General features: G+C 46.3%; 18 protein-coding genes and 2 riboswitches. Of the genes, 2 read left to right on the forward strand and 16 right to left on the reverse strand.

The genetic code is table 11. The annotated features are described in order from the left end of the window. Nucleotides 1-87: 87 nt before the first annotated feature. The 14 genes from NST44_RS21985 to NST44_RS22050 form a co-directional block, all read right to left on the reverse strand. Nucleotides 88-675, reverse strand: a complete 588-nt coding sequence (locus NST44_RS21985) for a TetR/AcrR family transcriptional regulator (RefSeq protein ID WP_007131273.1) — start codon at nt 673-675, stop codon at nt 88-90. 318 nt (nt 676-993) lie between these two features. Then, on the reverse strand, nt 994-4,707 hold the full coding sequence (locus NST44_RS21990; RefSeq protein ID WP_340900613.1) for a collagen binding domain-containing protein: 3,714 nt from the start codon (nt 4,705-4,707) through the stop codon (nt 994-996). Between the two features lie 170 nt (nt 4,708-4,877). After that, nucleotides 4,878-5,678, reverse strand: a complete 801-nt coding sequence (locus tag NST44_RS21995) for a transglutaminase-like domain-containing protein (RefSeq protein WP_213614034.1) — start codon at nt 5,676-5,678, stop codon at nt 4,878-4,880. Nucleotides 5,679-5,691: 13 nt separating this feature from the next. Next, a riboswitch (cyclic di-GMP riboswitch) is annotated at nt 5,692-5,779 on the reverse strand. Nucleotides 5,780-5,841: 62 nt separating this feature from the next. Next, nucleotides 5,842-5,928: riboswitch (cyclic di-GMP riboswitch) on the reverse strand. 151 nt (nt 5,929-6,079) lie between these two features. Next, complete coding sequence (locus tag NST44_RS22000; protein ID WP_028407020.1) at nt 6,080-6,616, reverse strand: DinB family protein; 537 nt, start codon at nt 6,614-6,616, stop codon at nt 6,080-6,082. A gap of 64 nt (nt 6,617-6,680) precedes the next feature. Beyond that, nucleotides 6,681-7,613, reverse strand: a complete 933-nt coding sequence (locus tag NST44_RS22005; protein WP_007131929.1) for a helix-turn-helix transcriptional regulator — start codon at nt 7,611-7,613, stop codon at nt 6,681-6,683. A gap of 127 nt (nt 7,614-7,740) precedes the next feature. Next, on the reverse strand, nt 7,741-7,977 hold the full coding sequence (locus NST44_RS22010; protein WP_007131928.1) for a DUF896 domain-containing protein: 237 nt from the start codon (nt 7,975-7,977) through the stop codon (nt 7,741-7,743). A 242-nt stretch (nt 7,978-8,219) separates the two neighbouring features. Then, nucleotides 8,220-11,420, reverse strand: coding sequence for a discoidin domain-containing protein (locus NST44_RS22015; protein ID WP_007131927.1), 3,201 nt, complete (start codon nt 11,418-11,420; stop codon nt 8,220-8,222). A gap of 257 nt (nt 11,421-11,677) precedes the next feature. Continuing rightward, nucleotides 11,678-12,766 carry a peptidylprolyl isomerase gene (locus tag NST44_RS22020; RefSeq protein WP_028405743.1) on the reverse strand — a complete coding sequence of 363 codons (1,089 nt, stop codon included), beginning with the start codon at nt 12,764-12,766 and terminating at the stop codon, nt 11,678-11,680. A 347-nt stretch (nt 12,767-13,113) separates the two neighbouring features. Then, the gene (locus tag NST44_RS22025; protein WP_007131925.1) at nt 13,114-14,436 is read right to left on the reverse strand and encodes a DUF4179 domain-containing protein; all 1,323 of its coding nucleotides are present in this window, start codon (nt 14,434-14,436) and stop codon (nt 13,114-13,116) included. After that, nucleotides 14,402-14,965 (reverse strand): RNA polymerase sigma factor, encoded by a 564-nt coding sequence (locus NST44_RS22030; RefSeq protein ID WP_007131924.1) that lies wholly within the window; start codon nt 14,963-14,965, stop codon nt 14,402-14,404. Before NST44_RS22030 ends, NST44_RS22025 begins: the two co-directional genes overlap by 35 nt. Before the next feature lie 183 nt (nt 14,966-15,148). Then, nucleotides 15,149-15,847, reverse strand: a complete 699-nt coding sequence (locus NST44_RS22035; RefSeq protein ID WP_007131923.1) for an ABC transporter permease — start codon at nt 15,845-15,847, stop codon at nt 15,149-15,151. After that, nucleotides 15,840-16,763, reverse strand: coding sequence for an ABC transporter ATP-binding protein (locus NST44_RS22040; RefSeq protein ID WP_007131922.1), 924 nt, complete (start codon nt 16,761-16,763; stop codon nt 15,840-15,842). The genes NST44_RS22035 and NST44_RS22040 overlap by 8 nt, the downstream gene beginning before the upstream one ends. A gap of 178 nt (nt 16,764-16,941) precedes the next feature. Next, nucleotides 16,942-17,877: a sensor histidine kinase gene (locus tag NST44_RS22045; RefSeq protein ID WP_007131921.1), complete on the reverse strand. Its 936-nt coding sequence runs from the start codon at nt 17,875-17,877 to the stop codon at nt 16,942-16,944. Between the two features lie 2 nt (nt 17,878-17,879). Beyond that, on the reverse strand, nt 17,880-18,575 hold the full coding sequence (locus NST44_RS22050) for a response regulator transcription factor (protein ID WP_340900616.1): 696 nt from the start codon (nt 18,573-18,575) through the stop codon (nt 17,880-17,882). 312 nt (nt 18,576-18,887) lie between these two features. Between NST44_RS22050 and NST44_RS22055 the strand changes: the two genes are divergently transcribed. Next, the gene (locus tag NST44_RS22055; protein ID WP_007131919.1) at nt 18,888-19,058 is read left to right on the forward strand and encodes a hypothetical protein; all 171 of its coding nucleotides are present in this window, start codon (nt 18,888-18,890) and stop codon (nt 19,056-19,058) included. Between the two features lie 228 nt (nt 19,059-19,286). Here NST44_RS22055 and NST44_RS22060 read toward each other — a convergent pair whose 3' ends face one another. Together NST44_RS22060 and NST44_RS22065 are read right to left on the reverse strand one after the other, a co-directional pair. Beyond that, nucleotides 19,287-20,057, reverse strand: a complete 771-nt coding sequence (locus NST44_RS22060) for a class I SAM-dependent methyltransferase (RefSeq protein WP_210094947.1) — start codon at nt 20,055-20,057, stop codon at nt 19,287-19,289. Nucleotides 20,058-20,413: 356 nt separating this feature from the next. Beyond that, nucleotides 20,414-21,817 (reverse strand): outer membrane protein assembly factor BamB family protein, encoded by a 1,404-nt coding sequence (locus NST44_RS22065; protein WP_210094946.1) that lies wholly within the window; start codon nt 21,815-21,817, stop codon nt 20,414-20,416. A gap of 500 nt (nt 21,818-22,317) precedes the next feature. On the opposite strand from NST44_RS22065, the gene NST44_RS22070 reads away from it, so the two are divergent. Further along, a complete protein-coding gene (locus tag NST44_RS22070) occupies nt 22,318-25,398 on the forward strand; it encodes an FIMAH domain-containing protein (protein ID WP_340900617.1) in 3,081 nt (1,026 codons plus the stop codon). Nucleotides 25,399-25,514 lie beyond the last annotated feature (116 nt).

The following is a 25,514-nucleotide window of genomic DNA, read 5'->3' on the forward strand; positions in this document are numbered from 1 at the left end:
GTAGACTTGAATGATCCAAAATGATCGCCATTACGGACTGATCATTCTATTATTCGCATGAAAAAATGAAGCGCGAAAAAGGACGCTTCATTTATGATCAAGTACAGATAGAGTAACTGAAGCAACTTGTTCGATGACGAGAGGGTCGTCCGTTAATTTTGCTACTTGCGTCAGTGCATAACGCGAATGGTATAAATATCGTGCCAGCGAGCGAAGATCCTGATTCAATCCTAACTCTCCCTGCTCTTGGCCACGGGCTAGTGCCTCGTATAGCGCTTGCTCCAAACGAATCTTATCTTGCTCGAAAATCTGTGCAATCTCGGGATCATGAGGTACCTGATCAATTGCGCTATGCAGAATTAGGCACTCCTTGCGGCGCTGCTCATCCTTCAAAGTATCGACGATAATCGCAAAGATTTCGGCAATCGTACCCTTGACAGGGCCTGGTTGAGCCAAATGGGCGATGACGGCAGATGATTTCTCGTCCAGGTAATACTTAACCGCTTTGATAAAGAGATCTCGCTTCGTTCCGTAGGTGTCATACAAGCTTTGTCTCGCTATACCCAATCCTTCGAGCAAAAGCTGCAGTGACGTGCCTTCATAACCGTAATGACCGAATACTTCCATAGCCTTATGTAGGACCAGTGTCGTGTCAAATTCTTTGTTCCTTGCCAATTTTCGTCTGCCTCCTTCACTCCCATAATACTATCGTTATCGGATTATTCAGTCAAGAATGAGGGTTCAAGAAATCGACTTTCCAGACCGTTCGGTCTATATTGATTAAAAAAATACAGTGCTTCAACTACATTGTCTTATTAGCACCTCCTTTTGATGGCTTCATCATATCAATTATAGATCGTTCAGTCAATAATAAACCATAAAATTTTCTTCTCGAACTTTGCCGTTCAGTGCTTAAGCATAGGACGGGATGCTGCAAGAAATAAAGCTCTCCCTGCCCAGGTTACTGGACAAGAAGAGCCGAAGTACAACGTGCTATTGTTTCATGTTCATCCGTTTGCGACCTAACCATACACCGAAAGCGATCAGCCCGAGACCCGCTAAATAGAACGGATAAGGACTCGATTCACCCGTTTTTGGAAGCATCGGAACCGTTGGCTGCGGTGTCGAAGCGTTCTCAGACGGAGTTGGTGCATCCGGCTTTTGAGGCTCAGGCTCGACGCCTCCTCGCGGAATATCCTCTTCGTCAATATCGACGGCAGGTGTTTCCGGTTCTGTCGGAGGTGTCTCAGGCGTTTGAGGCGTTGTTGGTTCACCTCTTGGAACATCCTCGTCCGGCACCTCTACCTCACCGGTCGGATTGCCAGGATTCGTTGGGTTCCCCGGATTACCTGGATCCGTCGGATTGCCAGGATTCGTTGGGTTCCCCGGATTTCCTGGGTCCGTCGGATTGCCTGGATCCGTTGGGTTCCCCGGATTTCCTGGGTCCGTCGGATTGCCCGGATCGGTTGGGCTCCCCGGGTAGCCTGGATCGGTCGGATTGCCAGGATCCGTTGGGTTTTCAGGATCTGTTGGATCTGTTGGATCCGTAGGCTCGCCAGGTATAACCGGCTCTTCCTTGCGGTTTGTAACGATCATTTTCTTAACATTATCTTGATTCTTGATGCTGGAGTCAATCGTTACGTCCCACTTCGCTTGCTCGATCTTATATCCTTCAGGAGCAGCCAGCTCTTCCAAAATATACTCGTCGTACAGCAGCTTTGTGAACAGGATCTTGCCTTCCTCGTCCGAGGATTTTACGATCGGCGCACGTTTGCCAGCTTTGTCGTAAAGCGCAAACTTGACTCCCGCCAGCGGCTTCGTCTGTTCGTCCTGATCCACCTTCGTTACTTCCAGGCTTCCCGTTACGCCGCCTCCCGAACCTGAACCGGAGGAAGTACGGACAATAACCTCTTCCGTCGTTTCCCGGATCTCCGTCTTCAGCTGATCTCCTTCAAGAGCCACCTTATTCTGTACTGCCTCTTTATCTTCAGCAATAATGAACGACTGATATTCCAAAATATAGGCCGTAGAGATGTCATTTGTGAATTTCAACTCGAATGTCTCTTTATCACCATCAAGCCTATGGATGGTTAAGGTATAATCCTTCCCTTTAGTCAGTTCTTGGGCTTTTTCCGCTTTTCCGTTTGCATTGATCTTGGTCGCATACAAGCGGAAGGAATCCTCGATCAAGATCTGGTTCGGACTTGGATTATCGATAATTTTTGCGTTGGAAATATGCGACTGACCTTCGTTGATGCGAATTTCCCAGTCGATTTTGTTTCCGTTCTGGGAGCCGCTCTTCTTCACATATTCCCCGCCGTGAGGAATCGTTACGCTGGCGTTCCATGTTGCCTTTTTCGCGCTGCCATCGGACAGCTCCGCAGTATTATCGATTTTGTTGACAATCAATGTACCTTCCAGCGATGTTTTGAATTCAATCCAGTATGCGGATGAGATCGGGCCGACAAAGCGAATGGACAGCTTGTTGCCATTAGCTTCTGATGGTCCTGTCACTTCATATTGAGAAGCGGGAACTAGCGAGCCCTTCTGAACGCCATTCCGTCCTCCAGTCAGCTTCATTTCATAGACCTTGACCGAACCCGGAACAAGCTTCTGATCCTGCTGCAGCACATCGGTAACGATCGCTTCCTGAAGCGAATCAAGATTATAGTTCATCTTGACGTTCCACGTAATTTCTTTGCTGATCGGATTGTAGCTGCCGTCTTTACCGCCGTTATTTTTCGTATAACCATCAGCGGAGAAGCTTGCATCCCGCACAATCGGGCCTTTCACCTTGCCTTCCTCGACCCATGTCATCGAGGCTCTGTTTAAAAAGTCCCATTTGCGATCCTTCAGCCAGTTGATGTTAAACTTCGTTTCATATTCGATCGTATAGGTGGTGTCAATCTTGGAGAACTCGATGATAAAGCCTTCGCGTAAATCATTGTACTTCACCGTGTACTCGCTCGCTGGAACGACTTTACCGTCCGCTTTTACGATTACCGAATCCGGAACGAATTCAAGTCCGCCTTGCGGGAACGTATCCGTGATGACTACATTCTCCATGATGTATTTGGTGCCGTCCGGCTTTTTATCGCCATTGACGGTAATTATCCACTTCGCGGCTTTTGTGTCAAAATTGACGTTCGAGGATCCTTTTACCAGGGCACGGCTTCCGTAGCCCGGAGCCGTTACTTCCTTAGACGCTTCACCCGATACGACTTTGTTCTTGACTGCGTTCCCCTCGGAGCTCAAGCGATCGACCGGCTCCGTCTGGTAAACAATCGTATAAGGCGAATCGATATCCTTCTTGAATTGTAGCTCGAATCCGTGCTTACCTTTCGCTACAGCGGTGTATTCATCCGCTGATACCAAAGCGCTGGCATCCTTCGAATCCCCGTTATACACCTTCAGCGAATCGGCAATCCAGGAATGGTTCTCGCTAACTTGGTCCGTAATGATGGCTTGAGCGCTCGGAATCTTCTTCTCGTTGAAATTGTATTTCACCGTCCAAGTGATGATCCCCGTGTCCTTGTCCTGGCTATATGTCTTATCCAAGAAACTGCCGCGATCTACTGTTACTGTAGCCGTCGATTGGGCATTTTCCATCCCGTCGCCAGATAGAACTGCGGTGTTCTCAAAACGGGACTGTTCGCCGACAAGCTTCGTCGAAAAGCGAATTTCGTAGGCTTTGCTGATCGTCTCATCCAAGAATGCAAGCTCCAGCTTGCCGCCACCGCCTGTTTGGACGGTGTACTTGCCGGCATCCAGCCGTTCGCCAAGAACCGCCGAGCCGTCACCGTTAACCTGCAGATTGTATACCTCAACGGAATCCCCGATGAGCTCCAAGCCTTCAGGCATTTCATCGGTGATGACCGCGTGCTTGACCTTATTGAGCGACTTGTTGATCTGTACCGTCCAATCGATCCGGTCTTTGCCAATCGCTTTTCCTTGCTTCTCGATCAGCTTTCCGCCTTGCGGCTTCAGATTCACGACGACGGTCTGAACCCCGCCCTTTATCGGAATAGCAATAATGATTTCCGTGCTTCCTTTAAGAACTTCCTTCTTGAACTCTGTACGAATTTCCAGCTTGCCGCTGATGTTGGAATGGCTCTCCACGTAATCGTTGAAGGTCATCACAACCTTGCCGCTGCGGTCCACCGTAAAACGGCCGACTTCACCCTGACCGGCAACGAGCGGCGAGTCAATGTCCGTGAAGATTTCAAACTGCTGCGGCAGATCGAAGGTAAAGGTGTCCCCGTTCTTATAGTTGTGACCGTTCGGCAGCTCCCATTCGTAGCCTAGATTAACGGCTGCACCGATATCCAGGCTGCTGTCCGGATTATAAACGGCATCAATGACGGTGCCATCCATGTCGGTTAACACAACTTTGGTTAAAATGCTATCATTATTGATTTCTGATTCGGACGGGCCATAAACATCATCCGTCACTCCATACACTGAATCCTGCACGCTTACCGGTTCTGGAACATTAGTCGATGCATTGACCGTCCAGTCCGATCCTCCAAACCACGTTTGGATCATAAGCAGCAGAGCCAATACGATTCCACTTACTTTTTTCTTCATGATCTCTCCCTCAGCCTCTCCATTACCCTCAATATATTTGGTTCCGATGTCGCTTTCGCGTGCGCAAATCGAGCCAACCATCTCTCGGATCATATGCCGATAAGAGATTTGTTCGTCCATCACCTCCGCATACTTTTATTTGGCGCACGATACATTGGTGCCTGTATTTTCCTTAAGAACCAATTGAGCTTCTAGCATTGTAACGCCCGATTCTGAATATTTTCTGAATAAAAACCCGAATAAGCCTTGGACAATGGTCCAAAGCTTAAGGTTTTAGCTATAAAATTATTTTAATAATACTTGGCTGCAGAATAGCGAGATGCCTCTTTAATCATTTTGAAACCGGCACCCTTGCTCTTCCATCCCGCATCAACGGTCGTGTCGATCGTTACCCACCGCCCGTTCAGGTAAACCTCATTCCAAGCGTGGTAAACGTCAACATAATCCGTTGTCCCCATTACAAGCTTAGTCGGAATGTCCACGCTCCGCAGCATGGATGCGAACAGAGAGGCGTAATCATAACACATGCCTTTTTTCCCTGACAGCGTGCGGTCAATATCGGGAAGATAGTCCGTCAGCTCACTGGATGCGAGTGCTTTGTCGTACCGGATCGTATCGACGATATATTCGTGGATCAGCTTTACTTTTTCCTCGTCGGTGTCTGCGGACCGAGTTAGCTTCTTTGCAAGCTGAGCCGCCTTGTCGCTTGAACGCCAATCGATGTTTTGTACCGAGTTCAAAAATACCTTGCTGCTATTGGTCAGTTGAAGCTTAACTTCCGCTTCTTGAACGATCTTATACTTGGTACCGTTGACCTGCTCCAGCACTTTTATGGTATAACGACCGTTTCCCATTTGCAGCGGAAAGGTCTCCTGCTGCTTGTCCGCTAAAAGCGTATATGTATACTTGTTTTGCCCTTTTGCAATCATAAGCTTCGTCTTCACGTCCGCTTTCACGTCATAGCGAACGGCGATGACTCCGCGATCAAGCTGCTCCAGATCCAGCCAATCTCCCGTTTGGGAAGCATGTACAACCGGAGCCAATACGAATAACGCAATAAACCCTACAATAGCCAACACCATGTTGCGCATACTATAAACTCCCTTCGGTAGCCAGGCTGCCATTGACGGTTCATCAAGAAGGCCCTGTGGCTTTGCGTCCTTATCTTTCGACAAGTTTGCCGTTATCGTAGTAGAGTTTTCAAAGAATTAATTGAATAAAAATCTCATATAAAAAACAAAAAAAGCATCTTCGTTCGGTAGCTGGCTGCCATTGATGGTTTATCAAGAAGGCCCTATAGCTTTGCGTCCTTGCCTTTCGACAAGTTTGCCATTTATCGTGAGTAGCTTTATGTGAGTTCATCATACCAAATATCTCTAATTCTATCAAGCAAATTTTGAGATTCATAGACGAGGATCGACAACAAAAAAACGTCTCCACTGAGACGCTCTTTTGTCAATTCCGCTTGATCATCAATCCATTAGGGGAGTCCTTAGAGGGACAGCTCCTTTTTTAACCGATCGAGCTGCAGCAGGTGGTGCCTGTAATGCATCTCTACCAGCAGAAACCACTCTTTGGCGTTTAAGGCTCCGAATCCGGGATGAGGAATCGTGATGCTGCTGTCTGCTTGACGCACAACCGGTTCCGTTCGCTTCATCCGCTCCGCTACGCCCTGAAGACCTTCAACTAACTGCTCTTTGCTCATCGGCTGCTGCGGCGTGTACTGCGGAGACGCCGGAATTCGTATCCTGACAGGCGGAAAACTTCCGAGCTCGAATACCGTCTTGCCTCTCTCCGTTTTTTCCCCAGGGGATTCGACGGCCGTTTCGTTTCCGGCCAAACATTGGTCGACATTGCGCAGATGCATATATTGAGCCGATTGAATCAAATGCATGTACATTTGCCCAATGGACCATTCCTCTTCGTTCGGCTTGATATGCAGCTCCTCCAGCTCCAGGTGTCCCAGCTCGTTTAAATACATCGCTACTGTTGTTTCAAACGCCTGCAAAGCTTCTACTGTATTTCTCATCATGATATCTCCTCTTCCATCTGGTATATACCCAATATAAAAAAACGCTCCTGACAACAGCGTGTCAGTAGCGTTTTCGTATTTTTTCAGCTTCTTCACGAATCCGGTTACGAAAGGAATCAGGTTCCAGCACCTCCACGTCCCCACCCCAGCTGAGAATATAGGGGAGCAATTCTTCCGGCTGTCTGACTCGAAAGCGGACCAGAAGACCGTGTTCCCTTTGCTCAGAAGCTTCGATATAGAAGCTCGCGGTCTCGGTGATTTTATCGGCAATTTCCGGATTTACTTGAATCGTCACATGAACGTTACGATCGTCAGGCGGACGATATTGACTCAGCTTAAATCCTTGGGGAAGGTTAAACCTTTCCTCTAGGACCGTAACATCCCTCATGCGCGATAATCGGAAATGACGGATCTCCTGACGCAGCTCGCAGCGTGCGATCATGATCCAATTCCCTTGGACGAGCACAAGGCCATATGGAGCAACGATCCGGTCGCTCATCCGTTTTCCATCCGAATCCGGTATTTTTTTCAGGTAACGCATCCTTATCTTCCGCCGCTCCAAAATGGCACCCCGAACCTGTCCAAGCTCGTTCTCCCCCTGCCCGCCGGGATGAAGAAACTGCATCGTTTCCCGGACATCCGCTGAGGCCTCACGAATGGGTTCAGGAAGTATCGCTTCAATCTTGCTTCGAGCTGCCCTCGCAGCTGCTTTGTAGTCGCCATCCAGCCGCTGCTCAATCATATCCGTCCCCATGAGCAATGCCACCGCCTCTTCCGCAGTAAAACCAACCGGCGGCAAAAAGTACCCTTCCATTAGGGAATACCCATGCCCTGGAGACCCAAGTATCGGAACCCCTGCTTCGCTGAGCGCTTGCATGTCTCGATATATTGTCCGCACGCTTGTCTCGAAATGGGCAGCCAAATCTTCCGCCCGCAGCACCTTGCTCCGCTGCAATTCAAGCATGATGGCGAACTGGCGCTCGGTTTTGTTCATCGTTTCTCCCCTCCGCTAATACATAAAAACCCGGAAAACGGACAACCAACATTGTCTGTCTTCCGGGATCATAAATGGGACCTGGTCAATTATCCATATTACGGACCATTGCTTTATGAGATGAAGCTTAATTCAGCTTTGACCGATTCTGTTGCTGGGTTATTCTCAATTTCTCAGGGGTAACATCGTCACCATTCGGGTCTACAACCTTCAGGGTAGACATCGTGGAGAGAACCTGGCCCCGGATGTCTTTCAAGTATTCCTGGCGAAGCTTTTGCTGTTCGGTATATTCTTCTTGGGTCAATCCTTCGGATTTCTGCTTGCGGCTCAGTTCATTGATTCTATGCAATGAAGGAATGGTCATCGTTATCGTTCATCCTTCCATATAATTAAGATGTAATTGTTAGTTTACTGTAAAAGGATTGAACTTGCAATAGAACCAGTCCCGGCCTTCCTGGGATGAAGAGGTGGTTGCGTAAGCGAAAAACACATCGAACAAATTGGATTCGATGTGTTTTTCAATTGATCTCAATGTAAATATCTTATTCATCACTTTGGATTACCTATTTCATTTTCCATGGAACCTGGTCTTTGATTGATTGTCTTCTATTGATTGCGAAGAGCCTTTGCATCGCGAAGTAAATAACCCGCAGCCTCGGCAGCTATATGTTTTCCTTTCTGTGCACGTACTTCTTGAATGAAACTGCTAAGGTTTTGCTTTTGTAATTTCTTCAGCAAACTGTTGGCGATGCCTTGGTTGTCAATCCACCCCACGTCTGCGAAACGGTGAACTAACTCCTCAAGCGTCTCGTAACTTGTGTTGACTTGAAACTCAATAGACTTTGTTGCAGCATTCCCTGCCAAATCAAAGGCCGTTACCGTAAAGGTATGTGTTCCAAGATCAAGCTTGTACATTGGGATATCACTTACAGTGTTTAGCACTTTCCCGTCCAGCATTACTTCTGTTTTCTTATTGTCGATTCCGGTCAGGCTGTCGGAGAGCTCAAATTTCGGTTGAAATATACCTGTGTTGTATTCAGATGTGACAACGCGATGGATCGTAATTTCAGGAGCCGTCCAATCGACGGTAACGCTGCTGGCAGCCTTATAGTTCCCGTCCTCCGTCGCTGCCGTAATGACTGCTTTCCCTTCCCCTACTGCTGTCACCAATCCGTTATCGTCAACCGTAACGACCTGAGCTTGATCCGTACTCCATGAAATCTTTTTATTGCTCGCGTTGTCAGGCTCAATCGTGGCGAGTAACTTAGTTGTGCGATCCGACAAAGAATTAAAGGTCAACGCTGGTCTATCGAGCGAAATTCCTGTAACGGGTACGGATTCAGAGGAATAGCTAACAATAAGCTCATTAAGCGCAATGTTTCCCCATATCCGATTCGCATCGTTAACCTTCAATCGAAGTTTATAGGCGTTAACCGTTGGAAAAGTAACCGTATGCCGTTCTTTGGTGCTGTCGTTCAGCTTCCATTCAATCCTTGCATTGGATAAAGCCGTGTTCCAGCTGCTGCCATCGTAATACTCAACATCGAAATGAGTAATCCCTTGGCCAATGCCGAAGAAGGTAACCAAAGTGACTTCGTTGACGGGCACAGCATTTTCGCCATAGTCTAGCGTGATATAACCTGGAAAGCTCACATCACCCGTACTCCCCCACGCCGAGTTTAAATTATTGTCGATAATATTGGCAATTGTGCCTGCTCCTGTAGCAAAGGTCGTGCTCACCATGTCCTTGGATAAATCCGGATTGTTGTACAGTTCTAGCTCGTTCAGGGCAATACGTCCCGATTGGCGGTTCCCCTCATTTACTTTCAATCTTATTTTAGAAAATCGAGTGAGCGGGAATTCCACGGTTTTGATCTCGTCCGAGCCATCATTCATATCCCAAGTCAGGTGAATATTCGTCCGAACTGGAATCCATGCAGAACCGTTACTATATTCAAGATCAAAATTCGTGATTCCCATTTCTGTACCGAATCTTGTATTTAACTTCAATTGGTTGGCAGAAATCGTTTGATCACCGAAATCGAGCGTAATATAGTTCGGGAATGAAGGCGAAGGATCGGTAGACCAAGCCATGTCATAATAGTTATCGTTGATGTTTTCTATGGGCTGCGAAGTTGATGTTGCAAAGGTCGTACTTGCAGCTGCCTGTGTAGCTAGATTGTCAACTGGCGTGCTATCGGGCCGTTTCGGAACAATGACGATCGGATCCGGCATATCTCCCGCTGGAGGAACGGTACCGCCGTATTCGTAGGCACCAATATCGGGAGCCCCATTGTATAATGGATTGCCGTAATAATCCCGCCCCCCATTATCGTTAATGCGAATGCCTGCGCCGATTAAAGGCGAAATCGGTTGCAATTGGTACCCATCTACGGTATCCATACCGTTGCCGCCGCTTCCGGGATCCACGAACCTTGGGTCGCCGGTCACCGCATGCGCATCGGCCTGTACCAGCGTGTTCCCACCGTAATAAGCGTTATAGTCAAACGTTTGGCCCGTCAAATCCCATCCTTTATCACCGACACTGTAATACACATTGTTATAGTTTTTAATATTGCGCGGAGCACCTGAAGCCTTGGTGAAATAATCGCTCATGACCGGATTGCCTGATGATTCTCCTACGTAAACGGTATTGTTGTAGTTGTAGACATGATCAATTGAACCGCTGTACCTGAAGATACTTTTTCTATCGTTTTGACTGATGTTATACCTAACGATTGTATTGATCGTGTAATAGGTATCGTTAACAAAAAGCATAAAGCCGCCGGCGTTATCATGGCTGTAATTATACTGGACGAGCGAATTGATGTTCCCTGCATCCACGTCGAAGCCATGGCCGTCTTCTGCTCCGTTAACGCTTGCAAAAGATTCGTTGAATTGAACGAGATTGTTGTCCGCATAAGCCCACCAAATCGAAGCATTCGTGGCCAGGTAAGTGGCTTGCTGCACCGTGTTATGCTCGACAATCGCTCCATCAGTAACATTCCAAGCAATCCCGCCCGTGGCGGCTCTAATGACGGTATTGTTGGCAATTTTCACTTGGGTAGACGGCGTCCACGGCCCGTAAGGCTTCGGTACCCAAGGCCATAAATCGCCCATCCCATAGCGCAAAATGCAGTTAGAACCTATGAAAATCCCATAGGCATCCACATCCGTTAATGTATTTCCGTCAATGAGAATATCGTTAAACGCACTTGGCGTATTCGACCCGACTGAATCGAAAATAATTCCGCCGGAACGTGTGGTATAGGAACCATCGACATCATGGATGTTCATATTTTTAATATGAATATGATTCAGTATGCCCGCTTCCTCATTTAAGATATAGACACCTCGTCTTTGTCCCCGCGGATTCTCCCAATCCCGATCAAAAGGCAATGGCGAGCTGTTGGTCACCTCCAAATTGTTGATTTCCCAATATTGCTGGTTTTTCAAAAAGACGGCTTCAAGTTCAGTCGTTACACCGGCGATTAACGGCTTACTACCGGTTCCGTACATATCAATAATGATTGGCCGTCCGTTCTCGCCGGAACCTTTTGGCCACAGTCTGCCGTTCCAGCTCTCCCCGGCTTTAAACAAAATCTTGTCGCCTGGAGAAAAAGTAGTCGCATTGACCTTATCCAGCGATTTCCATGCAGCGTCTTGGGTTGTGCCGCTATTCTTGTCGTCTCCTCCGGTGCTGTCCACATAATACGTTGTTCCGGCAGCATTCGCTGGTTCAGGCAAAGCGGTGAAGAACGTACAGAACAAGGAGAAAATCGAAACCATGCAAATCACTTTTTTCATATACCTTGGCCTCAAAGCATATCATCCCTTCATTTTTTATTTATGTAAAATCAACTATATAAGTTGAACAAAATGAATGGATCGATGTCAGGGCATGTACGTAAAATGTTCCTGCAATCGCTGTTGGTTTCAGATTTCTTGATTGTATATAAGCTAGTACAGTAGAAATCTGAAACCAAAGGCGACCGTTCCACTTTTTCGGAATCATTTTACTCCCTTGCCTGCGTCGTATTCTTATAATCAACTTATATAGGACGTTACATCTTGAAGTTTTGGTAGGACTCTTCGTTCACAACAACCTGCGCATCTGCAATTCGCGTGCGCACATACTCTTCATATCTGTGATCAATGTAATCTCTTAACACCTGTTCCTTGATCTCATCAAATGACAGGAAATTCGAGTCAGCCTTCTCATTTTCAATACATTGAATTAAATGAAAATGGCCGTTTTCTTCAATAATTCCGCTAACTTCACCTATTTGAAGCTTTTCGGCTGCTTGAGCAACCGGACTCCTAGCGTTATGTCTGTAACTATCCAGATTGTATGATTGCTCCGTAACTTTCCCCTCATGACCGAGTTCTTTGGCTGCTTGCTCAAATGACAATCCCGATGCAATTTTCCCCAGAACCGCATTCATTCTCTTCTTTTTCTGACGTTTGAGCTCCTTATCGGTACTCAGGTTAGCATCAAGAAAAGACAAGGATATTTGCTGCACCTTCACAGTTGCCGACGCTCTGTACAACTTATCTTTTTTGGTCTCGAAGAACGTTCTCATTTGCTGTTCAGTCGGCTTCCATTCCTGTTCCATCAGGCGGTTTTTGACGGATAAAATGGAATTTCCCATCACATATTCTAAATAAGCCTCCTCGGTGTATTGGGCGGGTCCGAAAACCACTTGGTTATTTTTGATGGCTTTTCGTCTTCTCTCGTTTTCATGATTGAGATTATGTATGAAACTGTCGTAACTGATTTCAGACAGCACTCCCTGCTCCTTGGCGATGATTTGCTGAATTTTTAGACTCACGCTATTTTCCAGTGCCTTCTCTTTTAACAACTCTAGCGGAATTTCTCCTCCGTAAGAAGTGGTCCAAAATGTGGCCGACTGCCCAGCATCATATTTCTCGTGGAAATAATGGATGTTCCCGGATTTATTGGCATGAATCGCTCTTTGAAATTCATTTGCATGGATCGGAAAACCATCGACTGTTGCGATAAAATCGTCTTCTTGATCAGCATTTGAAGGTTTCGGCTTCGCGATGATCGCGACACTCAGGAAAACCAAGATTAAAATTCCGGCCGTGAACAGCCATACTAGGCTGCTTTTATTAGGTGTCAAAATACTCATAAGCATCCATCACCTTTCACGTACTTGAATCTGGTCCTCGAATAACCACGCTGATGCATCCAAGCACCTCCAAGTTGATTTGTTAAGCGCAAAGTGTTACTTATGCTTCATGTGGTTTCATTATAGGCCCAAAAAGAAAGCGCTATCAATTTCGTGTTTTTTACAATAGTTTCACTTTTTTTACTTATTTGGTGTTTTGGAAGCTCTTCGAGCCAAGTATGCCTCTTTATAGTTTTATATTAAAAATAGAATAACCCTAAAGGGCAGCCATTCTCTTTAGGAAGTGACTAGCCTCTAGGGTTACAAACGTTATCCTCAAACCAAAGATGTTATAAAAACGTATAATCTTATTTTTTGCTATCTACAGGAATAGTTATCTTTTTATTATAGGTTTTTATATATTTGAATCCATCCAACAACAGGCGTTCCGGCTTATCCGATGTGTAAAATGAATACGTTTGCTCCCACAGAATGTTACCGTTGTTCAGATCCCAAGGCCGTGCAGCGGAAATTGATGATACGGGAACAACGTTCGACCCCACTTGTATGGATAAACTGTCCGTTTCCAAAATGATAAATTGCTTTCTGGCAATCACGATGTCATAACCACTGTCGGTTTTTGTTACACTGCGAATCCATAATTTTTCGTTGCCTATTCGGATGGATTGATCAGATGGAGAGACTAGCGAAATAGGTTCCTCCACTTTTTGATATCCATCGAAATTTTCGAGGATAAGCTCGATGGTTTCTATCTTGTCGGTTGGAAGGACATCGAATTCCAGATCAAAGCCAGGGAATCCCGTGTTGGTGTAATTGCTCGATCTTCCTCCCCAGTACTCCACTTCGGTTCCATTCACCAATAGCTTTGTTTTAGCAAAAAACCATGGGTGTCCCTTATTCTCCAGTTCATAATGCCCTCTCACGATGGTTGAGGATGGCGAGGCCGTAATGGTGTCATAGTGAACAGTTCCCTGATCGACAGCAACGGATTTTGAAATTTTCTGATTTATAATACTCTTCATTGCTTTATTTGCTTCAAATTTGAAGGAGATCGCAGAAGATGCCTGTTCCCCGTTATCCTGCCATTTACTGAAAGTCGCCGTTAATGTTCTGGAGAATGGACTAACTGGCTCGAATTTATACACTCCTTTGTATTGCGAGCCGTCATGGTTATAATTCCCATACCCCTCTTTCGGATCCGAATCCGTCAAAAATCCGTGTAAATTATCCACGTTGTAATGAGATGAACGATCACCTGGACCAAATTTGGATCCTGCTGGAAAATCAATGGTGTAATACATTAAGAATGCATTATCGTCCGCAATGACACCATTAATAGTAATGACCGAGCCGTCGTCAAACTTTTTGCTTTTATTAACCGTTTGCCCGTAGCCTTGTTCCGCCACTTCTGAAAAGCTGAACGAGATCAACTCGTTTCGATCAAGCAGCTTCGCACCGTAATAAGCGAATGCAGGATATTGATACATTCCAGCAATCAAAATGAGTGCTGCAGCAGCTGATGCAACCCATAGCAGAGCTTTATTCTTTTTTCTCGGTTTAGCGGGAACTTTCTGAAGTGCATTCCGAAGTCTTCCCTCAAGTTCTGATGGAGCTTGTATCCTTTTAAAACTTTGCTTATGCTCTAGTAATTTCTCCTTGATCGTTCTCATAACGATCACCTCCAATCAAGACTTTAAGCTTTTGGATTCCTTGTGACATTCTTGATTTAATCGTGCCAAGGGGTGCACCGGTCATGTCCGCAATTGTCTGATACGGCAAATCGTGAACATAACGAAGCTCGATCACTTCCCGCTGCTTTGGATTCAGACGGGATAAGAGCTCATGCATGTCTATTGCAGACTCTGTATAGCGAAATGGATTATCGTCAGTTAATTCGGCATGTGATGGTTCATGCATTTCTTCCATAGGTAAATACCGCTTCTTTTTGCGAAGCAATGTTTTGCACCGATTGACGAGAATGGTTTTGCTCCAGCTGTAGAAAGCTTCAATATTATGTAGCTGATCGATCTTTTCATAAATGGATACAATCATGTCTTCCATGGCATCCATCGCATCATGCTCGTTTCCCATATATGAATAAGCAAGACGATAATAAGCGTCCTGATCGGCCATGATGAGTTGCAATAAAGCTTCCTTGTTGCCATTTTTGGCTTGTTTGACAAGACGGCTTATTCTCATGTTCCCCCTCCTTCCATAGATAAGAGTTGGCAAAGGCAATAAAAGTTCATTTTGCACAAAAAAACTCCACAACCATGTCACAGGATAGATCTTTCATCCCGAGAGAGGTTGCGGAGAGCGATTATCTGGTAACTGATTCGATGCATAATCGCATTATACGAAAATCCGCCTAAGTCTTCATCGCTAGATATCCCCCACCTGATTCACTTTGGCAACCGACAAGTACACACTGGCCACGCCGATTAGACTCAGCACGCCATATAGCATATCCGTATTTAACGTAATATGAAGCAGTCCGGTGAAGTTAGGGAACTGCGCAAGAAACACGGCGCAAATCACGGTCGGAATCACTGCCCGCTTCCATATTCCGAACAAAAACAGCGGAACAAAGCTGATCAGGGCGACAACGACGGAATGAACAATCGATCTGACCGTAAAGGCCATGAAGTCCTCCAGCGTTGGCTGTCCATGTATCACATCGAATATCTGATCAATCACATAGGTGGTGATCCCGGACAGGACAAAGGATACAAGCGTGCACAGGAAAACCGCCAGGAAGATAAAACACACTTTTGCCATAACCAGCTTCTTTCGGCTGATCGGATATCCAAAAGATAAAGACATCGTTTTATTCTTATATTCTTCGATAAACACATGATTAATCATGGAAGCGCCAAACAGAAGAAGTCCCATTTGAATCGGCAGCATCAGCTCTAACGCATTTGCATAGCTTTTTGAGAAATCCACAAAAGCCATATCAGCAAAGATAACTTTTATAAAGAAGGTTGGTAAAAACATAATAATTACCCAGTAGACAATCACTTCACCAATAACTTTTTTTTGATCTAATTTTCTCCACTCGAGCTCAATCAGTTTAGCCAACCTTACCGCCCCCTTGGATTTGATGATAAAAATAGTCCTCCAGCGTACTCGTATGCTTCTGGATCTCCTCGATTTCAATATCGTTCGATATCAACGTCTTTGAAATGTCGCTTGTGGACCGGTTCATATCATATATGCGGATCCTTGTGTCCTTTACGATTTTGATATTGGAAATTTGAAGATCATGCTCAAGCAAGTAGACCGTTTTCTGTACATTCGAGGTTACCAGTTCGATATAATCGGTACGCAGCTTCTGTATGTCCGCCAGTGCCACTTCATTTACCAGTTTCCCTTGCTGGATCATCCCGATTCGGTCAGCCATCTGCTCAATCTCGCCCAGGATGTGACTGGAAAGAAGAAACGTGATGCCGTATTCCTTGTTTAACATCCGGATCAATTCCCGCATATCTTTGATCCCGATGGGATCCAGCCCATTGGTGGGTTCATCCAGGACAATCAGCTCTGGCTTCGTAATCATAGCGCGGACGATCCCGAGCCGCTGCTTCATGCCCAGCGAGAAATCCTTCACTTTCTTGTCATCAATCCCGTGTAAATTGACCATATCCAGCGCTTGGGAGATTGCCTTTCGATCATAAAAGCCCAGATATTCGCAGTGGATCCGCAGGTTCTCCATCGCCGTTAAATGCTCGAAAAAAATCGGATACTCGATGATGCTTCCTACTCGCTTTAACCCGTCCTTTGCTGATTCCGTAAGCTTCTTGCCAAATAGCATAATCTCTCCGGATGTAGGGATGATGAGCCCGGTGAGCATTTTCATAATCGTCGTTTTACCGGCACCGTTCGGTCCGAGTAAACCGTAGGTTTCTCCTTTTTTTACCGTGAGATTAACGTTCGAGGTAATCGTTTTGCCTTTTACCGTTTTGGTGAGCTCATGGGTTCGAATGACTTCATTCATGCGAGCTTGATCCTCCCGTCTATAATCGTTCTTTGGATTACTTCTATCCTAAAGCAGAGAATGGATGATTTTTCTTACTCATTCCTTACAAGTTTCTTAAGTGAGGCTGAAATCAAATGTTGCATTCTGTAGTTCGTAAAAAAGAGGCGTTCAGACCGAACACCTCTCTTGGGAAGGACTAATATGACACTTGTTTAAAAACGCACGTAAACATCGTTTTCTCAAACGGTGTACTCGTTAACTGAATCGAACCCTTCATGGCCTCCGTTAAACGTTTCGAGATGCTTAAACCCAGCCCGCTTCCCTGGAATTGCGGATTTCGGGCATCATCTAGTGTGTAGAGTCTTTCAAACACGCGGTCCTGGTGGACTTCCGTGATCCCTTTTCCGCGATCCCACACATCGACAGCAACCGAATCTCCATCTTCCCGAAGAGTTAAACCAAACACGCCTCCGTCACTCCCATACCGGATCGAATTGGATATTAAATTGCTCAATATTCGATGCAGCGCTTGCTCATTGCCAAGTATGTAAAGGGGACGCTCCGGAATATCAAGCTCCACCCGAAGACCTTGGGATATCAACAGCTCATAAAACTCAAGCACGCTTTGGCGGCAAATCTCATTGAGGGAAATTTTGCTGAGCGGGATTTCATAGTCTTCCGATTCGATTTTTACAAGATCAAAAAATTGGTTAAGCAATGCAACCAGACTGTTCACCTTATCGTTGAGCCGCTGGATCATCTGCTTCCGTTCTTCTTCGGTGATCGATTCGTCATGGTTTAGCTTCTCGGCATACCCCAGAATTACCGTCAGGGGCGTCTTCAAATCATGGGACATGTTGGATATCATTTTCTTCAGGCTATCCTTGGTTCTGGCGTAATCCGCAATCACTCTTTGGTTGTAATCCAGAAGACGGTTCATTTGGATGAGCAAATGTTGAACCGCTGGCTGGTCGGTTTGGAGCAGCACCTTCTCGGCGGTTTGGTGTTCGATGATGTCCGCCATTTTGTTCGATATTTCCTGGATGTGCCTATTCCAGTTTCTTCGGGAAACATACTGCCAAATATTCATCAGGAGCAGAACAGCAATCAATGCGCTTAGAAAGATAATCATGGTTACCCACCCAATTTATATCCGATTCCCCAAACAGTGCGAATAAATTGCGGGTTTGACGGATCGTCCTCGATTTTTTCACGAAGCCTGCGGATATGAACGTTAATCACATTTTCATTCCCGTAATAATCATCTTGCCAGACAAATTGATAGATTTGCTCTTTCGTGAACACCCTGCTCTGATTTGTTAAGAACAATTTCAAAATATGAAATTCCTTGAGGGTGAGTGTTATGTTCTGACCTCGGACCTGTGCTGTAAACGTACTTAAATCAAGGATGAGGTCCCTAAAATGAATCCGATCCGCTATTGGCTGACTTTCGGTCCGTATATATTGGGTTGCCCTGCGAATGGCAGCCTGCACTCTGGCGGTCAGCTCGATCATGGAGAACGGCTTGCTTAGATAATCATCTGCGCCAAATCCAAGTCCAAGCGCCTTATCGAGGTCGCTTCCCTTTGCGGAAATAATCACCACGGGAACGACGCTTTTTTCCCGGATCCGCTTTAGAACGTCCATGCCATTAACTTTAGGGAGCATTAAATCCAGCAAGACCAGGTCAAACTCTTCCTTGTCAATACAGGATTCCGCTTCCTCTCCGTCCATTGCAATAAGCACTTCATAGCTTTCCTGTTTTAAATGGCTTTCAATCAGCTGGCTGATTTCCCTATCGTCTTCGATAAGCAGAATTCGCTTCGGCATGTTACTCCCCCCAGGCACCTCTATACATCAATCGATCTTTGGGAACCCGCCGTAAAGCCCGGATTCGCTGCTCCCTCATCATTTAGCAAAAGCCATCCTGAAGGGATGGCCTTTAAATCCTGAAATATAAATTGAAATCAAATAACGATGTAAATAGCTAAGTCTTTCCAAATGATATCAAAATGGAAAAAGTAAGTCTAGATTAGTTATGTTTATTCCATGAATTCGTTATTTCAGGGCTGCATAAGATCTCGCAATTTGGTGCAATGTAGTCATGCAGAGATTATAAAGATACAACTTGGAGGGAACCTAATGGCTACAAGCAGACAGCATCAAGAAGCGCATGGAATCGGACAAATCGAAGACCAGTTAAATGATCAAATGGAAGCAGCTGAAGAAATCCAAGGACAATCGAAGCTGGACCGAGAAATCGATAAAGCCGCTCGCCGTGATTCGGATCCATTGAAAGACGTTTCGAAGTAAACAGAGTCAGTCTGCAAATCCAACCCTATTCATTGAAATAAAAAATCCCGTCATGAAGTTCTTGATGGGATTTTTTTAGAGCTAAATTTCGAGATAAAAGTACAAATCCCGACTTCACGTGGGGGATGTACTTCCTATGAGCAATCTTTTAGATCTTAAGGCATCTATCAAAAAAAATTCAACCGTATTTGCTACAGAAGGTCAATAATATTTGAGGCTTCAACCTTCTTAACGCTTCCGGCAGACACAAACCATAAGCGGACTATCGGCTTGGAATACACTTTTATCAAAATTTCCGTACATCTCTTCAAGCTTAAATCCGTTATAATATAATAAACTTTCAAGTTCTTGTGGATAAAAGTAACGAAGTGCAAAATTTTCTTCGGTTACCGTGACATCAGTCCCGGCCTTCCATCTCCGATTTGTAAACTTATAAAATTCCAACTGTTTTCTATGATCATACTTGCGAAGGTACGTACTGCTGCATTGAAATCCTTCCTTATCCTCCCATGAACCTGAATCCCTTTCCGAATCATCGTCCACTGCTAAGCGCGAAAGAATGGGGTTGCGCGTTTCGAATGCAAATACGCCGTTTTCATCCAGATGTCTATGAATGCTTCTAAGCAAACCATCCACCGATTCTCTATCAAGAAAATGCTGGAATGAGTTACCGGTTGTGAAAATAAACCGGTACGTTCTACCCAATTCAAATTGTCTTGCATCAGCGTGGACCCAATTTATTGAGACATTTAGTTCGGCTGCCTTTCGTTTTGCAGCTTCTAACATTTCATCCGTAATATCTATCCCTGTCGTATCATGGCCTTGTTGAGCCAAAGGGATTGTCAGCCTCCCTGTCCCGCATGCAACATCCAATACAGGGCCGCCGGAAAGATTGCCTAGGTCCAAGAAAAACTTGCCTTCCATGGTCTCATCCAAATCATTCAGCGCATCATAAGCTTCCGCGTCGCGATAGCCTTCTAAATTATCGAATGGTAACAAAGAGCCGCTCTCCTTCCCCGATGGTTCAGCTGATCAAGGATTGATTCCATGACCCCATCCCCCCTCTCGGATTGCTTTACTAATTTTATTGCATACACATAGAATAGGCGGTTTCCTTGAGGGTTTAAAGGAATAGAATGTATTTAATGGTTCTATCCACCCAGACCTGCATAGACAAATTGGGGAAGATCTAGTCCACTCGGGTTAACGCCGACAGAAGGCATGTGTTACCTTATCTCTTTAAGAATATATGCCGATATCGTTCGCGACCTCGATTACGGTGTTGTGCGATATCCTCATTTCCAGTCCCTGTCATAAAGTGTCTAAACGATCATTTTTACATGGCTTCTCTTTGTTTATCTCAGCGATGCTGGTACTTTTACACCGAGGAGCTTGCCCTCCGCCTGGATAATGATCATACCGTTTGTCATTAGGGTGGATTCGTGTAAATCCGCACCCGTCTTTACTCTAAAAACCGGCTTAGCCGTCAACAAATTGATGCCAAGTAAAGTACCATTACGTTGAGCCCGATATATTCCTTTCCCATACACGTCAATCTGGGCAGCTGGTGCATCGCTGTTCCATCCAATCACTCTGCCATTCACAAGTTTGGAACCGGCCAATCCGCCGGTATTTCTGTTCTGGAAAATCAGCCGTTCCTGCAAGAGCCCGATCAGCTCCCATTCTTCCCCATAGGGACGTTGAAACGTCCGTAGAGGAGCTAAGCCTGTTTTATAGGTATCAAAATGGTATTCGGCCACTTTATCGCCTTGATCGACATATAACTTCCCTCCGGTCATAAACGAGCTACCTCCACCATACTGATATGGCGGTTCTCCCGACAGTTTCCAGTTATATTCGCGAGTACCCTTCTTTTCACCGGTTTTCAGGTTAAACACATTGACGATCAATTTGCGGTCCGGCAGCGACTGATAATCAAACAACAGTGGCGAGTAATAATCAACCGAATAGACAAGACCGTCTTTGATTTGAAGCGCTGCTCCCTGACCGAAATCCTCCCATAGCTTCTTCCCCGTCTTCTTGTCATAAGCATTCAGTTGGATGGACGTGAGCGCGCCTTGGACAAGGAAAGTCCGAAGGACGACGCCATCCGCCTCATGTAAGTAATCTGTTCCGTTACCTTCTCCCGCCGGCTCGTTCATTTTCCAATGCAGCTTACCCGTTGCCTTATCCAATGCAAAGGTCATGCTCCCTTTGATCGCATACAGCGTGTCGGATGTCGGCACCAATGCCTCTGTTCCGTAACGTGCATCAATCAAGATGGATGTCTTCGACTGCCACTTCAATTTTCCAGTTTTCGCATTTACGGCGTAGGGCCTTTGATCTGCAGTTAGACCATAAATAACGCCATGATCATATACAAGATAAGGTTTCAGGTCTTTGCCGTAGCTCCAAAGCCTTTTACCTGTCTTCGCATCGATTGCAATCAGCCTGCTCCCGGCAAATGTGAACACCTTGCCCTCTTTGGCAACGGCATGGCGTCCTGAATAGGCCTCGTCCATTTTGAGATAGTTGTCCACCTGAGCCGTCCAGGAAGGTTTCAGCTCGGGAACAGTGAGCACGGAAGAAGGATGCCAATTACGGATCGAAATATCAGCACTTTCTGCGTTCGCCTGCGAAGGTAGTATGGACATTGCGCCATGGATTGTAAGGGCTCCAGCGGCAATAACCGCGATTAGTCGCCGGAGCCGTTGAGGGCTTTTTTTGTTCGTTAATCGGTTGTTCTTCATTTTACGCATACGTGTCCTCCCATAGGTAACAGTTTCTTGTCACTAGACAATAAAACGCTTCATTAAAGGGAAAGGTTACATCCGAGTACCTTGATTTTATCTTCTATCGAACACTTACGATCTTCATCCCATACAACTGATATCTCGAAGGTTCCTTTTTCAAAGAAGAGAGGCAGATATTTTGAGCCGCCATTTGGTTTACCTCCATCATTTCGTTGACCTCTTATTTCGATAACGGGACGATATCTCCTGCAGTCCAGGTCTTGTAACTCTATGAGAGGATGTTTTGGGGTTTTGAGTTGATGATATCTCCGTCTATAAAAGGATGAACAAGTCCTTGAAGGGGTGTTGCCTCAGCGTATTTATAGAAGACTTAAAGACGTTGACTTTATATATGGCCCCACCTATAATCTACTTAAATTTTTTCCCACGATGGAACCGGAAAGGAGAGAACAATCAACAACTATCAAATGGCTTCTCGAAACTGTCCATATAAAAGGAGGAAGTTCATGAATTCCTGGATAAAAAAAACGGCCATCCTGTTCGTTTATTCCATGAGTGTAAGCTCGCTTGCGCCTCTTGGCTCTGGATTCGCCCAGAGCACCCCCGAGATGGTCTCCAATTCCTCACCGGTCATTAACAACGCGGGCTTTGAAGCCTTGGGAAGCGGCAGTGAAATTCCGGGCTGGACCTATTATTGGTCACCACTGACGGACGAATATTCCATTTCGGTCACGGACTCCAAAAGCTATGAAGGCAACAATGCTTTAAAGATGGTCGACGGAGGACCAAAATCACTGGGATTAATCAGTTCTTCCTTTCCGGTCACGGAAGGAACCAGCTATGTCTCCTCGGTGAAAACCTTGCTGGAACAGGGCTCGGTGGCGATGATTGTATACTACTACGATGCTAATCATAAGGAAATCAGCAACAGCCGCGCCTCCCTATCCTCCGTAAGCAGCGATTGGTTGGATCTTACGCATGAGGGCGTCGCTCCTCCCGGTGCCGTTACAGCCAAGATCATGCTGTACTCCGGAACTGCCGGGTACAGTACCGCCTATTTCGACCATATGACGGTGTCTGCAGCCACAGCAGCAGATGTACCCATTGCCTTCGGAGATCCGATTGATCTGGGAGCAGCGACGAAAACGGTCAAAACCAGCGGGGCTGCGATGGCCAATGGTGAGGTTTACTTCGCAACCAACGGAACGCCTTCGACCTTTTACGCACTGGATGCCGCAACCGGCCAAGTCCTCTATTCCTCTCCGGTGCAGGGCGTGAACACGGTATACGGTGTAGCATTCGGGTCCGACGGCAATGTTTACCTGTCCGGCGTGGAGAACGGCATGCTGTATCGTTATTCCCCTGCTGCGAAAACGTTGGAATCCGTAGGCGTCAATCCGTCGGAAAAGCTGGTCTGGGATTTGGCGGCCACCTCGGACGGCAAAATTTACGGTGCAACGTACCCAAACTCCAAAATCTTCGAGTATGATATTGCCTCCAATCATTTCCGTGATCTCGGAAGCGTTCGAGAGGATGTCATGTACGCCCGCGGTATTGGGGTGACAGACCGTTATATCTATGTCGGGGTGGGAAACCCTGCTTATTTATACAAGATTGATCGACAAACAGGTGAAAAATCTGAAGTGAAGCTTCCGAACTCCGGAGCCAATGACATGATCGCCGACATCTGGTCGTATAATGGAAAGCTGTTCGTACGTTCCGGCGCTACTACCCTGTTTATTTTGGATGAAGAGAGCGAAGAAGTGCTTCAATCTCTCCCTTGGCCTTCACCAACCCGTTTTGACAGTATGATCTCTCCTCCTTCCCCACTAGACCGTGATCTGGTGTATTTCCGGAACGTGGTGAACAGTGAACTGGTGACCTATAATACGGCGACCAATGAAATTATCCCTTTAGAGGGTGTCGTTCTGCCAAATTCAACGGTCCGGGCCTATGATTGGGTCACTCCGCAAACCGGGCATAAAGCCGGCAAAACCTTGCTGGCCATGGTAACAGAAAAGCTGGAATACGTGTTGTTTGATCCTGAAGATCAGTCGGTGGAGACGATCATGCCTGAAATTGAAGCCGAAGGCATTGATATTCAGAGCCTGGAGATGGGGCCGGACGGGAAACTGTATATGGGAGGCTTCCATACAGCCTTATCCATATTTGATCCAAAATCCAATGCCTATGAGCTGCAGGAACGTGTCTTTCCACAAATCGAAGGGATCGGCTTTTTAAACGATAAAATATATTTCGGCACCTATGGAGGTGCTGTCATCTACAAATACGATCCATCCCAGCCGTACAAGAAGGACGTCAATCCTTCGCTCGCATTCAATATTGAGGATGGTCAGAGCAGGCCGTTCGCTTTCGCAACTGGCGAGGACCAGCTATTCATCGGAACAATCGCCGACTATGGTCTCGTTAAAGGGGCATTGACTATGTACGATGAACCAACCGATACCTGGACCACCATTCCGGATATTGTGGAGAATCAAAGCGTGATGTCCGTTGCCTATAAAGACGGACTGGTCTATGGAGGAACAACGATCCATGGAGGCGGTGGCTCTACCCCCGCGGCTTCGGAAGCCAAAATGTTCATTTTTGATCCCAAAACCAAAAGCAAAGTCAAGGAATTCTCTCCTGCGATCCCCGGCATGGCATCACATCAGTTGATCGGTGACCTGAAGGAAGGGCCAGACGGCCGCTTGTGGGGTGTGACTTGGGGGAAAACAGCGTCAGGAACCACCGTATATTCCGTGTTCGCCATGGACGCAGCTTCACAGGTGATCGAAAAGAGCAAGCTGCTATATCCGAATACTCCGTCCGGAAGTACATGGAGACCTTATTTTCTCCGTTTTGGCGACGATGGTCTGCTCTACACCACGGTCGGACGTACACTAACGGTTATCAATCCGGAAACGATGGAATCCAAAAAAATAGCCGACAACGTCCATCTCATGACCTTGGCAGAGGATGGTGGAATCTATTATGCGGAAGGCTCCCATCTCAAGAAGCTCCCTGTCGCATTGAAAGAAGTCGCATTGAAGCTGGATACGTCGGTGCTCACTGCTGGAGAGCAGGCACAGCTTGCAATGAGCGGAACCCTGTTTAATGGAAAACCCGCAGACTTGGCTCAAGCTTCGATCAACTACACGAGCTCTGACGAAAGCATCATCACCGTGTCCGATTCCGGTTCCATTCAAGCGATCCGTGCAGGAAGGGCTGAAGTTCAAGCCGCGGTTGTTCTGAACGGTGTCAGCGTCCGTTCCAACTCGGTAGTGGTGGAAGTCCGTGCAACAGCGGAACAAGTGATGGAACAGCTTCAACAGGAATTCAATCTTCGCGCCGCTTCGGGAGAGATTCTGAAACCGCTTGAGAATCAATTGGCGAACAGCCTGAAGCAGACCGAACATCATTTACTCAAAAGACAAGTAGCCCAGGCCATTCACCATCTTGAGAAATTCACCCGAGATCTTGAGGATCCGAAAATGAATGCGTATATCACTCCGGCCGCAAAGGAGGCATTAGAGCTCCAGGCGGCCGAGCTGCTGGATACTTTAAATCAACAGCTGGACAGCTGAGAATTTGTGCTAAAAATAAGCCTAAACAGCGTGTACCGCAAGGTACACGCTGTTTGCGTTTCGTTTCGAAACCCGTATAGGCTTCATGCCTCGTTCACCGATCAGCTTGTAACAAG

Origin of the sequence: Paenibacillus sp. FSL W8-0919, from assembly GCF_038003785.1 — a bacterium.
GTDB lineage: Bacteria > Bacillota > Bacilli > Paenibacillales > Paenibacillaceae > Paenibacillus_AQ > Paenibacillus_AQ lactis.

What these genes read in the sequence shown, in the direction of transcription:
- NST44_RS21990 (WP_340900613.1), bottom strand. Translation starts at nt 4,707, where the DNA reads ATGGACGAACAAATCTCTTATCGGCATATGATCCGAGAGATGGTTGGC.
- NST44_RS21995 (WP_213614034.1), bottom strand. Translation starts at nt 5,678, where the DNA reads ATGCGCAACATGGTGTTGGCTATTGTAGGGTTTATTGCGTTATTCGTA.
- NST44_RS22000 (WP_028407020.1), bottom strand. Translation starts at nt 6,616, where the DNA reads ATGAGAAATACAGTAGAAGCTTTGCAGGCGTTTGAAACAACAGTAGCG.
- NST44_RS22005 (WP_007131929.1), bottom strand. Translation starts at nt 7,613, where the DNA reads ATGAACAAAACCGAGCGCCAGTTCGCCATCATGCTTGAATTGCAGCGG.
- NST44_RS22010 (WP_007131928.1), bottom strand. Translation starts at nt 7,977, where the DNA reads ATGACCATTCCTTCATTGCATAGAATCAATGAACTGAGCCGCAAGCAG.
- NST44_RS22015 (WP_007131927.1), bottom strand. Translation starts at nt 11,420, where the DNA reads ATGAAAAAAGTGATTTGCATGGTTTCGATTTTCTCCTTGTTCTGTACG.
- NST44_RS22020 (WP_028405743.1), bottom strand. Translation starts at nt 12,766, where the DNA reads ATGAGTATTTTGACACCTAATAAAAGCAGCCTAGTATGGCTGTTCACG.
- NST44_RS22025 (WP_007131925.1), bottom strand. Translation starts at nt 14,436, where the DNA reads ATGAGAACGATCAAGGAGAAATTACTAGAGCATAAGCAAAGTTTTAAA.
- NST44_RS22030 (WP_007131924.1), bottom strand. Translation starts at nt 14,965, where the DNA reads ATGAGAATAAGCCGTCTTGTCAAACAAGCCAAAAATGGCAACAAGGAA.
- NST44_RS22040 (WP_007131922.1), bottom strand. Translation starts at nt 16,763, where the DNA reads ATGAATGAAGTCATTCGAACCCATGAGCTCACCAAAACGGTAAAAGGC.
- NST44_RS22045 (WP_007131921.1), bottom strand. Translation starts at nt 17,877, where the DNA reads ATGATTATCTTTCTAAGCGCATTGATTGCTGTTCTGCTCCTGATGAAT.
- NST44_RS22050 (WP_340900616.1), bottom strand. Translation starts at nt 18,575, where the DNA reads ATGCCGAAGCGAATTCTGCTTATCGAAGACGATAGGGAAATCAGCCAG.
- NST44_RS22055 (WP_007131919.1), top strand. Translation starts at nt 18,888, where the DNA reads ATGGCTACAAGCAGACAGCATCAAGAAGCGCATGGAATCGGACAAATC.
- NST44_RS22065 (WP_210094946.1), bottom strand. Translation starts at nt 21,817, where the DNA reads ATGCGTAAAATGAAGAACAACCGATTAACGAACAAAAAAAGCCCTCAA.
- NST44_RS22070 (WP_340900617.1), top strand. Translation starts at nt 22,318, where the DNA reads ATGAATTCCTGGATAAAAAAAACGGCCATCCTGTTCGTTTATTCCATG.